This window comes from Pseudomonas sp. C 49-2, assembly GCF_003970195.1.
In the GTDB taxonomy this organism is placed as follows: domain Bacteria; phylum Pseudomonadota; class Gammaproteobacteria; order Pseudomonadales; family Pseudomonadaceae; genus Aquipseudomonas; species Aquipseudomonas canadensis.
Map to the genome: position 1 here is coordinate 236,368 of NZ_RXYG01000003.1, position 12,418 is coordinate 248,785.

Here is a 12,418-nt window from a genome sequence, read left to right on the forward strand (position 1 = left end):
CTTATCAGGTAGGAGGCGGGCGGGCGATGAGAAGTTCGATTAACTATTGTAGTGAGCGGGCTTGTTGGGGCAAGCCCGCTCACCACAGTAAAAGCCCGCCCCACACTTGCCGGATTATTTGCCCGGTGTCAGGGTCAACCGAGCCTTCCCATACACCTTCTCGAAGTTCTGCGGCTGCATCGGGAAGCTCAGGTATTGCGCCTTGAGCGAGGGGTCGATGCCATTGGCATAGTTCGGGCTGGCCGGGTTGCCGGACTGGCCGATGCCGCCCTGGCCCATCATCGGCTCCACCTGGCCAAAGTCGACGATCATGCGCAGCGCCGGCACCTGGGTGGTGGTGAAGTCCTGGCCCCAGCTGTACGGCGCTGGGTTCAGGGTGTTGTGGTCGCCACCGGACGCCAGCGGACCGCGAATCACCTGGCCGTTGGTGTTTTTCCAGGTGGTGGTATGCAACTTGCCCCACTGCCAGGCCTTGTGATCGGCACCCAATTGACTCTCACCCGCGCTGATCGCGGCGGCCAGGCTGCGGGCGAGGATCGCCGGTTTGTCTTCTTTCTGCGGGGTGCGCACGTCATCCCAGAATGGGCTGTCTTCGCGACCCAGCAAGTGGTCGGCCTGGGCGGCGTAGGACAGGTTGGCATTGCTGACAAACGCCTTCCAGCTGGCACCGTTTTCCGGGCCGAGTTCGTCGAGGAAGATCTGTTTGGTGCTTTCCTGCAGGAACAGTTCATAGATCGCCGCGTCGGCGGAGGTGGATACCAAGCGGCCATCAAAGGCCATCAGGCGGCCCAGTGCTTCACGTGCCTTGAGCTGTTCGGCCGCCGGCAGCGCGTCAATCGCCTGTTTCAGCGGCTGGGCCATGCCCGGTGCCTGGAACAGGGTCTTGAGCTTGGCAGCGAAGGTGGTGGTCTGGTCGTACTGCATGGCAATCATGCTGCGGCTGTCATGCTTGCCGGCATTGGCCAGTTGCGCCAGGCGCTCGCTGCGCTCCGGGGCATCCCAGGAGTTGGACAGTTGCATGCCATAACCGCGCGGCGCGGTGCGCTGGTTGGCGGTGCCGATCCAGCCTTGAGCCGGGTCCTGGTCATACGGGTGCAGCATCGCATCGGCGTAACCGTCCCAGTCAAAACGCGTGTCCCAGCCCGGCGACGGCAGCAGGCCCTCACCTTCACGGCGGTTGGGGAAGCGCCCGGTGACTTGCCAGCCAATATTGCTGGCGTCGGCGAAGATCATGTTTAGCGCAATGGCGCGTATCTCGCGGGTGGCGTCCGAGGCCTTGCCCGCGTTTTGGGCGCGGGACAGGTCGAAGAACGCGTCCAGGCTCTTGTCGTCCTTGAAGTCGGCGGTTTGCAGCGCCAAACCCAGGCCGGTGGTCAGCGCCTGGCTGCTGTTGAGCAGGGCGCCGTGACGGGTTTCGTACACCACTTCGCGAATCGAGCGTTGGCCTTTGACGAAGAAGGTTTCGTTTCGCACACCGGCGGGTAGCCATTTGCCGTTGTTCTCGTAGTACAACGCGCTGCCCTGGCGTTTGACCTTTTCCAGGAACAGGTCCTGGGTGTCGCCCTTGACCGTGCTCATGCTCCACGCGACCTTGCCGTTAAAACCGGACAACAGCGTCGGCAAGCCAGCAATCGAGGCGCCCACGGCCTGGTATTTCGGCGCACGTATCTGCACATAGCTCCACGGCGACGGCGCTTGCGGCTGGGCGGCGAGGTCGCCTGCCAACAGGCTCTTACCGCTGCGGCTGCGTTGCGGGCCGATGGCCCAGTTGCTCGAGGTAGTGACTGCCAGTGAATTGAGGCTGCTCAGTTGCTGGCTGACCGTATCCAGGCCGGCGAGACCGGTGATCTGGCCCAGGTTCACGCCCTTGAGTTTCTCGGCCTCGGCCAGCGGGATCGCTTCGTCCGGTGCGCTGGGCGTGAGCCAGGCGAGTTTGTCGACGCCGACTTTCTGCGCCAGCACCAGGGAGGCAATTTCTTCCTGCAGGTTGGCCGATTCGCTGAAATTCAGCAGGCAGAACAACAGTGCCGAATCTTCCGGCTTCCAGTATTCGGGCTTGTAGCCGGTCTGGGCCAGGTCCGGCGGCAGCTTGTCGCGGTAGCGGAACAGGTAGGCATTGACGCCACGCGCATACACTTCGAAGAAGCGCTTGAGGCGCGGGCTCGACGCGTTATACAACTCGCCGGCGCTTTTTTTCAGGTTGACCGCGCGCATGAACCGGTCGACATCCAGCACCTCGGGCCCGGACATTTCCGCCAGGCGGCCCTGGGCCAGCAGGCGCAGGGTGACCATCTGCGTGATGCGGTCACTGGCGTGCACATAACCGAGGCTGAACAGCGCGTCATGGAAGGTGTTGCTTTCGATCAGCGGCATGCCCTGGGCATTGCGGCGCACGGACACATTCTGTGCCAGGCCTTTGATCGGCTGCACGCCGGCGACCGGGGGCAGGGTGTCCTGGGTGCTCTGGAGCTGGCAACCGGCCAGGCTTAACGCACTGGCCACTGCCGCGGCAACGCCGAACCGGGGAAGAAAATGTGAGAGGGCTGGCGAGGCCATGGCAAAGCTCCTGCGGGGGTAGCGTCAGTAAAGGCGCTACGTTAGTGAGCGCGGCGAAACGACGCAAGCAGGAGTTTGGGTTAACCGTTAGATCTTGAGTCTTATGCAAAACAATGTGGGAGCGGGCTTGCTCGCGAACGCGGAGTTTCAGTCACTGAATACGTCGACCGACACACCGACTTCGCGAGCAAGCCCGCTCCCACAGTTTGACCGCGTACGACTTAAACTCAGGATTTGGGCGGGTTCACTTTCTGTACCAGCTCATACGCGCGGACCGTCGCCGGCCGCTCCTTGATGCTGTTGAACCAGCGATGCAGATGTGGGAAATCTTCCAGGCGTTGGCTCTGCCACTTGTGGGAAACGATCCACGGGTAGATCGCCATGTCGGCAATGCTGTAGGCCTCACCCGCCACGAATGCACGATCTGCCAGACGACGGTCGAGCACGCCGTAAAGGCGGGCGGTTTCGTCCACATAACGCTTGATCGCGTAGGGGATTTTCTCCGGTGCGAACTGGCTGAAGTGATGATTCTGACCCGCCATTGGCCCCAGGCCGCCCATTTGCCAGAACAGCCATTGCAGCGCTTCCTGGCGACCGCGCAGGTCTTTTGGAAGGAACTGGCCGGTTTTTTCCGCGAGGTACAACAGGATGGCGCCGGATTCGAACAGCGAAATCGGCGCGCCACCGTCGGTCGGATCCTGATCGACGATGGCTGGAATGCGGTTGTTGGGAGCGATCTTCAGGAAGTCAGGCTTGAACTGTTCGCCCTGGCCGATATTGATCGGGTGCACCTTATAGGGCAGGCCGGCTTCTTCCAGGAACAGCGATACTTTGTGACCGTTGGGGGTAGTCCAGTAATACAGGTCGATCATGAAGCTCTCCAAAAGTGGTGATGCTTGAGCGAATGCCTGTAGGTATAGGTAATGTTGGGTGTGCGAAATTTCAATGAAACATTTGCGCATACCCTTAGAAGCAAATTAAAAGGCGCCGTCCACCAACACCTGCACGGTGTGCTGCGAACAGCGCTCGATGCGTGCCCGCACGCGATACACCTCGGCAAACAGCAGTGGGTTAAGCACGTCGTCCGCTGCACCGCTGGCATACAAGCGTCCTTGGCGCAGCACGGCAATATGGTCGGCGAAGCGTGCGGCGAGGTTGATGTCGTGCAGCACCACTACGGCAATCAGGTTGTGTTCGCGCACCAAATCACGCACGCAATCCATGACTTTCAGTTGGTAATTGAGGTCGAGGGCGCTGGTGGGTTCGTCCAGCAGCATCACCTGCGGGCGACGCGCGATGAGTTGGGCGAGGCTGACCAATTGGCGTTGGCCACCGGAGAGCGTGCTCAACAGTTGATCAGCCAAATGTGCGATGCCAATGCGTTGCAAGGCGTCGAAGGCTTCACGCAGGCAGGCGTCGCTGGACAGCGGGATGCCCTCGACATTCGCCACGCGCAGGGCGGCGATCACACTTTCCATCACGCTGAGGCTCAAGCCTGGCGGCAGGTTCTGCGGCATGTAGGTCACGCGCCGCGCGCGCTCGGCGACAGACATGGCCGACAGGTCAAGGTCACCCAATCGTACAACGCCTTGCATCTTTTCCAGCCCGGCCACGGCACGCAGCAGGGTGGACTTGCCCGCGCCGTTGGGGCCGATCAGAGCGGTCAGGCTGCCGTGGGGCAGGGTGGGCAGGCTAAGGTCGTGCACGATCTGCCGGCGCCCGTAACTCACCTGGGCGTTGTGTATGCTCAAACCTTCGCTCATAACTGCCTCCCCCGCTTGAACACCAGCACCACGAAAATCGGCACGCCCACCAACGCGGTGACGATGCCCACCGGCACAATCACGCCGGGCATGATCAACTTGCTGGCAATCGACGACAGCGACAGCAGCAACGCGCCGGTCAAGGCGCTGGCCGGCAACAGGAAACGTTGATCTTCGCCCACCAGGATCCGCGCGATATGCGGACCGACCAGGCCGATAAACCCGATTGTGCCCACAAAGGCCACGGCGGTGGCCGACAGCAGGCTGATGCGCAGCAGTGAGAAAAACCGCAGGCGCTTCACGTCCACGCCAAAGCTTTGCGCACGGTCCTCACCCATGCGCAACAGGGTCAGGCGCGGTGCGGCGGCAAAGGAAAACGGCAGCACTACCGCGACCACCAGCGCCAGGATGCCGAGCTTGTCCCAGTTGGCGCGGGTCACACTGCCCAACGTCCAGAACACCAGCTGTTGCAACACGTCTTCGGTGGCCACCAGTTGCAGCAGCGCCACTACCGCGTTGCAACTGAACACCAGGGCGATGCCGAACAGCACCAGGCTTTCCACCCCGGCGCCGCGCAAACGCGACATGGCTTGCAGCAAGAACACCGAAGCCGCGGCGAAGATGAAGGCTGAGAGGGAAATCGCCGTATTGGCCGACACCCACAGCGTCGTCACCGGAAACACAATCACCAGGGACGCGCCCAGCGCTGCGGCCGACGACACGCCCAGGGTGAACGGGCTGGCCAGCGGGTTGTTCAGGATCGCCTGCATCTCGGCCCCGGCCAATGACAGCGCGCAGCCCACCAGCACTGCCATGAGTGCATAGGGTAGGCGCACGTTCCAGATGATTACTTGGTCGGTGGCGCTCAGATGCGACGGGTGCAGGATACCGTCGAGCAAGGCCAGCAGGCCCATACCCGAGGGACCGCTGGCAAGGTCCACGAGGATGGCGCACACCAGCGCCGTACCGAGCAGGCCCAGCAGCCAGGCGCGCCGCGCCAACAGGCGACGGTAGCCGTGGGTGGCGCTGGCAAGGTCGAGGGCTTGGGTGGTCATTTAGAGGTGTCGATCCAATAGGCACCCTGCAACGGCATCCCCAGGAATTGCGCGTTGATCTGGTTCATGGTCGCCTGCGGATCCAGCTTGGCGAACAGTTCTGGATGCACCCATTTGGCCAACGATTCAATCGCCAGCAGGTTGTACGGTGAGTTATAGAAGTCATGCCACAGGCCGTGGGCATTGCCCTCGCGGATTGCACGAAGATTGGCGAATTCGGGACGCGCCAATACCCGGTCCAGCGCCTCGTGGGCTTCATCTGCGCCAACACCCGCGCCCAGGATCAAGCCGGGCTTGCGGTTGCCGGTGGCTATATACACATCCGGGTCGGCCTTGAGCGCGTACTCGACGCTGATATCGCCCAGCGCACCCGGCACCACGCCAGCGGCGATATTGCGCCCGCCGACCAGTGCGATCAGTTCGCCCATGCCACTCTTGCCGGTGGTATGCCCCGGCGCTTGCCAAACGCCGGCCAGCAGTTCGAGGAACACACTCGGGCGCGGCCCCGCCGGCAAGGTGGCGACCGCATCGGTGATCACCTTGATGTGCTGGTCATAGAAATCCAGGAACGCCTTGGCCTGGGCTTCACGCCCCAATGCCTGGCCCAGCGCAGTCATGCTGGTGTGAGTGCCCTGCACCGGGTTGATGCGGAAGTCGACGAACACCACCGGAATGCCCGCCTTGGCCAGCACATCGGCGACCGGACTGTGTTCGGTGGGGCCGTGACCGGAAATGCTGAACACTGCCAGGTCAGGTTTCAGCGAGAGGATTTCCTCGGCGCTGACGCTTTGTTCCGACGCTTGCCCGATCAGCGGGATGTCTTTCACTGTGGGAAATTTCGCCACGTAGGCGTTGTAGGTGTGTTGGTCGAGCAGGCGCAAATCGTTCTGCCAGCCGACGATGCGCTGGAAGGGCGCGTCCTTGTCCAGCAACGCAAACGCCGAAATCAGCCGGCCTTCACCTAGGACAACGCGCTTTACGGTGTCCGCCACTTCGACCTTGCGGCCCAGCACGTCGGTGACTTCATGGGCGGCAGCGGTTTCAGCGTGGCCAAGGACCAGCGCGGCAAACAGCACGCCGAGCGTGCGCGAGAGGATTGTGTGGAGTGTGTGGCGACGAAGGGTGGGCAATGGCATCGCGAACGACCTTAATGGCTAAATTACAATTACTCTCATTTAGGTTCGGTAGTCTAAAGAGCGATTCCGCCTGCCATACCCCGGGTTTGTATCGCTGATGCGTGATTATGGTTTCCTACAACATTCCATTACATTTGCCTGCACGGCTGGCTGAACTTTCGGCTATTTGCTGCGTTTCATTGTTTTTCGGATTGACTGCCCATGGCCAAGCAAGACCACCTGCTGATCGTTGATGACGATCCGCAAATCCGCCAGTTGCTCTGCGACTACTTGAGCGACGCTGGCTTCCAGGTCTCCACTGCGGCCGACGGCAAGGAAATGCGCCGCCGCCTGGCGCTGAATGTCATCGACCTGATCGTCCTCGACCTGATGCTGCCCGGTGAAGACGGCCTGAGCCTGTGCCGCGAACTGCGGGTGAACTCAAACACGCCGGTGGTGATGCTCACGGCAAAAGGCTCGTTGATCGACCGCATCGTCGGCCTGGAAATCGGCGCCGACGATTACCTGCCCAAACCGTTCGACCCGCGCGAATTGCTGGTGCGGATCAAGGTGGTGTTGCGTCGGGTGCAGAGCTTTCCCGACCGCGCGCGCCTGGATGAAGCGCCGAGCATCCGTTTCGCCGGCTGGCAGCTCGACACGCGGGCGCGGCAGTTACTGTCGCCGGAGGGTGTGGTGGTCAGCCTGGGCAACTCCGATTACCGCCTGTTGCGCCTGCTGTTGCAGCACCCCAATCGCCCGTTGAGCCGCGACTTCCTGCTCAATCACGTGTTCGACAAGGACAGCACGCCGTTCGACCGTTCCATCGATGTGTGTGTCAGCCGCCTGCGCTCCCAACTGCCGGCGGGGCTGATCAAGACCGTGCGCAACGAAGGCTACATGCTCACCGCCGACGACGTGGTGCTGGAATCGTGAGACTGCTGCCGCGTTCGCTGTTCGGGCGGTTGGTGCTGATTTTGGTCAGCGGCATGCTCGCGGCGCAGGCGCTGACCAGCAGCATCTGGTACGACCGGCGCCATGGGCAGGTGCTGGAAATCCCTGCGCGCTTGATCGCCACGCGCCTGGCGGACGTGGTGCGGCTGGTGCACAGCGACCCACAACAGGCGGACCTGCTGATCAAGATGCTCGACACGCCGACCTTCCGCCTGACCCTCAGCGACCAGGCCAGTAATATGCCCAGCACGCTTCACGACAGCGACCGGCCCACCGAACGGTTGATCAAGAAGGTATTGTCGGAAAAAACCGGTTACGCCCAGACGCTGATCCTGTTGCGCCTGTCGCTGGTGGATGGCGAAGGGCAAACCGCCGGGCTGTCGACCCTGCTGGGTTCCAAATCGGTGGTGGGGCAGTTTCTGATCGACCTGCGCCTGCCCGACGGCCGCTGGTTGCAGGTGGATGCCAGCGAAGAACAGGGCTGGACCAGCACCTCACCGCTGGACCTGTTGTTCGATTACGTCATGCGCATTTATTTGCTGCGGGTACTGGTATTGGTGCTGATCGCTCTGGTGGCGGTGCGCCTGGCGATCCGCCCGCTCAACGCGTTGGCCAAGGCGGCCGAGGCCCTGGGCCGGGATATCCAGCGTCCGCCGTTGTCGGTGGATGGCCCTACCGAAGTGCGCCGTGCCGCCCAGGCCTTCAATGCCATGCAACAGCGGCTGATCGCCAACATCGCCGAGCGCACGCGGTTTCTTGCGGCTATTTCCCACGACCTGCGTTCACCGATCACACGCCTGCGCCTGCGCACCGAGATGCTCGAGGACAACCGCACGAAGGAGCGTTTTCGCAGTGACCTGGAGGAAATGGAGCACATGGTCTCCAGCACCTTGGATTTTGTCAGCAGTGGCGAAATCAACGAGACACGGCAAAACATCGACATCAACGCCTTGCTGCAAAGCTTGCAGGCGGATGCGGAGGATGTGGGTGAACACGTACGGATCGAGGGTCGTGCGAAACAGCCATTGCCGGGGTATGTCCGCAGCCTCAAGCGCTGTGTGCAGAACCTGCTGGAAAATGCGCTGCGTTATGGCACCGACGTGGTGGTGCGAATCGAGGATCGGGCGGACAGCTTGAAGATTGTCATCAGCGACCGTGGCCCGGGGATTCCCCAGGAGCAACTCGACCAAGTGATGGAGCCGTTTTACCGCGTGGAGGGTTCACGCAATGCCGAGACCGGCGGGTATGGCTTGGGGTTGAGCATCGCTCACACCATCGCCAAGGCGCATGACGGGCGGTTGAGTTTGCGTAATCGGGAAGGTGGGGGGCTGGAAGTGGAGTTGCAGTTCCAACGCAGATCCTGAGGTTCGCGCAGGGGTGGTGTTATGTAGTGAGCGGGACAAGCCCGCTCACCACAACAAGCCCGCCACAGGTCAGGGCATCAAGCCCCGTGGCACTTCTTGAATTTCTTCTCGCTGCCGCACGGGCAAGGATCATTGCGACCCACGTCCTTCAAGGCATTGCGCACTGGCTCCTGGTGAGCGTGGCCGCAGTTCGGGCCGTGGACATGGCCGTGGTCGTGATCATGGTGATCGTGATCGTGGTTGCAGTCAGGACCATGGACATGGGGTTGCTGAGTCATCGATGTCGCTCCGGAATAAAATCGCCGGGGATTATCTCGCCATTGTGATTCACCTGCACGTCATAACCGATGAATAATCCGGTTTTCAGCTCGCCATCCAAGCGATACGGCACGGGCTGGTCGGGATTTTTCAGCATCTGCACCACATCACGGATCTGCGGCCAGAGGTTGGTGCGCACCGACACCCGGAAAAATTTATGACTGCGCGGCGGCACGGTGAGCCACTCATTGGACTCGCCCTCGGTCAGCACGAAGTCGCCCAGGGTGACCTTGTAGATCAAACCGCGCACAGTCAGGTCGGCGTCGTCGCGGTTATCCACGCGAAAGTACAGCTTGAATTTCTGCTCCAGCAGCTTGGCGCGCACCACTTCGACTTTCACCAGCGACACGTGGGGCGGTGGAGAGTCGTCTTCAAACCACGACGCGCAGCCGCTCAAACCGAGGGCTAACGCCAGCATCAAGCTGTACATCCGAAGCATGGCGTTAATCCTTAGAGTTGTTAGAGGTAGCTGGAACAGCACTTCTTGAATTTCTGCCCGCTGCCGCACAGGCAGGCATCGTTGCGTCCGGCCTTCACTTCCACGGTCGGGTCGATGAAGTACCAGCGCCCGTCATTCTGTACGAAAGAAGACTGCTCGCGGTGGCTATGTTCGCCGTTGCTGTCGTGCCAGCGTGCGGTGAAGGTCACGAAGGCGTGTTCCGGCTGGCCGCCGAACACCTCGGAGCTTTCTACCTCCAGGCCGAGCCAGGTGCTTTGGGCGCTCCAGGCACCCATGGCATTTCGGTCCAGACCAGTCTGTTGCGCGGGCAGGGTGGTAGCGACCAGGTAGTCCACCAGGCCCAGCACATAGGCGCTGTAGCGCGAGCGCATCAAAGCGGTGGCGCAAGGTGCCGGATGCCCGGCGTGATAATGACCGCAGCAGGCATCCAGCAGGTTGCCACTGCCGCAGGGGCAAATGGATGTACTCATCGGGTTACCACCAATACTTTCCGAAGTTTTCCGGGTTGGCCCAGAAGCGGGCGTTGAGCCAGTCCGGCACTTGTTTATAGTCAAGCAGATCGTAGGTAAACAGCGTCAGAACCTGTTCATCCCGCTGGAATCGCTCGCCGGCCTGCAGGGCCAGGGAGAAGAAGTCGGTGTCCTTCCAGTCGCAGGCGCCCAGGTCCACCAGCACCGCAATGCGGCTGGCATTCAGGTTACGGATGCCGCCAAGCAGGGTCAGGCCTTGCGGTTTTGACAGGTGCTCCAGGCAGTCCACCACCAGCGCCAGGTCAAACCGCTGTGCGGCAAGCTCTGTAGGCAACGCGCCCGGTGCCGCAACGGACACCTGGGTATCCGGGTGGGCTTTTTGAAAAGCCTCCAGCGCCGGGAACTGGCTGGCGCCCAACAGCAGCAGGCGTTTGGGCTGGTGCAGATCGAGCAAGGCGGCCAAGGCTTGCTGGGGGGTACGGGCAGAAATACCGGCGGTCATCAGAGATCCTCACATCAGGACCGTAGAGACTAGCGCGGCTGAGCGTGCGGGCCTAGAGCGGGCGGCTGTGAAAAGTCCTACGAATGCGGCGATCCTCAATGAATACAGGGGCGCGGCGTAGTGGCGCAGATGAAAAGAGCCGTCTTTACTCCACCCATCGGCCCCCGCCGATCCCCTCAGGAGAAATCAGATGAGCATCATGCGGACAGCTCTACCCTTGGTTCTGCTAACCGGAGTATTGACAGGTTGCGCAGGTTTGCAAAAAACCGACTGGCCCACCTGCGCCGCCCTTGGCGGTGTGACCGGTGCGGCGATCGGTGCCACTGAAAGCTCGGCCTATGCAGGCGCGGGTGCACTGCTGATCGGCGGCATGGCCGGCGCCTATTGCTGGGTGCACGGCGATGGCGACGAAGACGGCGATGGTGTGCCGGACAGCCGCGATAAGTGTCCAGGCACGCCAAAAGGTGTGCCGGTGGATGCCAATGGTTGCCCACCGACACCGCCAGCGGCCGTGGTTGAGGAAGTCGTCGTGGTCAAGGAAGAAACCATCGTAATCCGCGATGTGCACTTCCAGTTCGACTCGGCCAAGCTGACGGCGGCGGACAAAACCAAGCTCGATACCATCGCCACGCGCTTGAAACAGGAAGCCCCGAGCGCCCAGTTGCGGGTCAGTGGCCACACTGACAGTGTCGGCAAAGACGCCTACAACCAGAAACTCTCGGAAAAACGCGCCCATTCGGTCACGGACTACCTGATCGGTGCCGGCGTGCCGCGCAGCAATTTTGTCGCGGTAACCGGCGCAGGTGAAAGCCACCCGGTAGCCGACAACAAAACCGCTGATGGTCGCGCCTTGAACCGCCGCACGGAAATCCAGATCAACCGCTGACGGTCCTTGCCCCTGTGCGATCCACAGGGGCATTGCTGCCAATCCTCCCCCTTTATCAACTTTTTTGATCCTTCACTGGCAAAGCGCCTGTGGAAGTCGTTACTGTGAGTCCAAAGAAAAACTAGAAATATTTTTTGAAAATTTTCAGGGGAGCTCCACGATGCGTAAGGTTTTACTGCTGGCCCTGTTGGTCAGCCCCGTTGCCCTGGCTCAAAGCGTCAGTGTGGAAACCAACTCGTTGATGCGCCTGCCCAGCAGCACCAGCGTGTTGCAACTGGAGCGGTTGGAGGTGGCGGACTACGGCACCTTGCTGATCCCCGCCACCATCAGCCAGGTCACGGTGGATGAGCTGCACCTGGGCCGCGACGCCCGCATCGCCATTGTGCCCGGCAACACCGCGCTGCAATTGCAGGTGCGCCACGCGCAGTTGGACCACGGCAGCCAGATCACCTCGCGCGGCGCGCCCGGCACCCACGAAAAACCGGCCAAGGCCGGGCGTGACCTGACTTTGCGCATCAACTCATTGACCGCTGAAGAACTCTCGGTAGACGCCCGTGGCGGCGCTGGTGCACAGGGTTATTCCGGGTTGGACGGAGCCAATGGCGTGGATCCAGGCTGCACCTGGGGTTCGGCCGGTCGCGGCGCCAATGGTGATAACGGCGGTGATGGCTTGCCTGGCGCGTCCGGCGCGCAGGTGCGGGTCGAGTTGCCGCAGGACTTCCCGGCGCAGCAGATCAAGGTCTGGGTGGACGGTGGTCCCGGTGGTTTGGCCGGCACGGCGGGCAAGCCTGGCAAGGGTGGCCAGTCCAAAGGCTGCCTGGTGTACCGCGCCGATGGTGGCGAGAAGGGCCGCCCAGGGTTGGAAGGGCAGCCGGGGCCGGCTGGGCCTGCGGGCACTGTGACTATTCAGCGGCTGTGAGTCGTTTGGGCTGACGTCTTCGCGGGCAAGCCCGCTCCCACAGTTGACCGAGTTCCAAC

Annotated in this window: 13 protein-coding genes; 4 read left to right on the forward strand and 9 right to left on the reverse strand. The window is 61.8% G+C overall.

The features are described from left to right. Nucleotides 1-114: 114 nt before the first annotated feature. From EJ576_RS07390 to EJ576_RS07410, 5 genes are all read right to left on the reverse strand, one after another. On the reverse strand, nucleotides 115-2,556 hold the full coding sequence (locus EJ576_RS07390) for a penicillin acylase family protein (RefSeq protein ID WP_126569965.1): 2,442 nt from the start codon (nucleotides 2,554-2,556) through the stop codon (nucleotides 115-117). Nucleotides 2,557-2,783: 227 nt separating this feature from the next. Beyond that, nucleotides 2,784-3,428 (reverse strand): glutathione S-transferase N-terminal domain-containing protein, encoded by a 645-nt coding sequence (locus tag EJ576_RS07395; RefSeq protein WP_126569966.1) that lies wholly within the window; start codon nucleotides 3,426-3,428, stop codon nucleotides 2,784-2,786. A gap of 105 nt (nucleotides 3,429-3,533) precedes the next feature. Further along, on the reverse strand, nucleotides 3,534-4,319 hold the full coding sequence (locus EJ576_RS07400) for an ABC transporter ATP-binding protein (RefSeq protein ID WP_122724692.1): 786 nt from the start codon (nucleotides 4,317-4,319) through the stop codon (nucleotides 3,534-3,536). Further along, complete coding sequence (locus EJ576_RS07405) at nucleotides 4,316-5,374, reverse strand: iron ABC transporter permease (protein ID WP_122724695.1); 1,059 nt, start codon at nucleotides 5,372-5,374, stop codon at nucleotides 4,316-4,318. Before EJ576_RS07405 ends, EJ576_RS07400 begins: the two co-directional genes overlap by 4 nt. Continuing rightward, on the reverse strand, nucleotides 5,371-6,510 hold the full coding sequence (locus tag EJ576_RS07410) for an ABC transporter substrate-binding protein (protein WP_122724698.1): 1,140 nt from the start codon (nucleotides 6,508-6,510) through the stop codon (nucleotides 5,371-5,373). Before EJ576_RS07410 ends, EJ576_RS07405 begins: the two co-directional genes overlap by 4 nt. 201 nt (nucleotides 6,511-6,711) lie before the next feature. Between EJ576_RS07410 and EJ576_RS07415 the strand changes: the two genes are divergently transcribed. Together EJ576_RS07415 and EJ576_RS07420 are read left to right on the forward strand one after the other, a co-directional pair. Then, the gene (locus EJ576_RS07415; protein ID WP_126569967.1) at nucleotides 6,712-7,422 is read left to right on the forward strand and encodes a response regulator; all 711 of its coding nucleotides are present in this window, start codon (nucleotides 6,712-6,714) and stop codon (nucleotides 7,420-7,422) included. Beyond that, nucleotides 7,419-8,804 carry an ATP-binding protein gene (locus tag EJ576_RS07420; protein WP_126569968.1) on the forward strand — a complete coding sequence of 462 codons (1,386 nt, stop codon included), beginning with the start codon at nucleotides 7,419-7,421 and terminating at the stop codon, nucleotides 8,802-8,804. Before EJ576_RS07415 ends, EJ576_RS07420 begins: the two co-directional genes overlap by 4 nt. A gap of 77 nt (nucleotides 8,805-8,881) precedes the next feature. Here the strand turns inward: EJ576_RS07420 and EJ576_RS07425 are convergent, their stop codons facing one another. The 4 genes from EJ576_RS07425 to EJ576_RS07440 are packed head-to-tail and all read right to left on the reverse strand — an operon-like array spanning nucleotide 8,882 to nucleotide 10,554. Further along, nucleotides 8,882-9,082 (reverse strand): SEC-C metal-binding domain-containing protein, encoded by a 201-nt coding sequence (locus EJ576_RS07425; RefSeq protein WP_003189235.1) that lies wholly within the window; start codon nucleotides 9,080-9,082, stop codon nucleotides 8,882-8,884. Further along, a complete protein-coding gene (locus EJ576_RS07430) occupies nucleotides 9,079-9,561 on the reverse strand; it encodes an LEA type 2 family protein (RefSeq protein WP_028619235.1) in 483 nt (160 codons plus the stop codon). The genes EJ576_RS07425 and EJ576_RS07430 overlap by 4 nt, the downstream gene beginning before the upstream one ends. Nucleotides 9,562-9,581: 20 nt before the next feature. After that, on the reverse strand, nucleotides 9,582-10,052 hold the full coding sequence (locus tag EJ576_RS07435) for a YchJ family protein (RefSeq protein WP_122724705.1): 471 nt from the start codon (nucleotides 10,050-10,052) through the stop codon (nucleotides 9,582-9,584). Nucleotides 10,053-10,056: 4 nt separating this feature from the next. Next, nucleotides 10,057-10,554, reverse strand: a complete 498-nt coding sequence (locus tag EJ576_RS07440) for a DUF6231 family protein (RefSeq protein WP_010212387.1) — start codon at nucleotides 10,552-10,554, stop codon at nucleotides 10,057-10,059. A gap of 190 nt (nucleotides 10,555-10,744) precedes the next feature. On the opposite strand from EJ576_RS07440, the gene EJ576_RS07445 reads away from it, so the two are divergent. Beyond that, a complete protein-coding gene (locus EJ576_RS07445) occupies nucleotides 10,745-11,440 on the forward strand; it encodes an OmpA family protein (RefSeq protein WP_122724707.1) in 696 nt (231 codons plus the stop codon). Nucleotides 11,441-11,600: 160 nt separating this feature from the next. Beyond that, complete coding sequence (locus EJ576_RS07450) at nucleotides 11,601-12,359, forward strand: hypothetical protein (protein ID WP_028619239.1); 759 nt, start codon at nucleotides 11,601-11,603, stop codon at nucleotides 12,357-12,359. Nucleotides 12,360-12,418 lie beyond the last annotated feature (59 nt).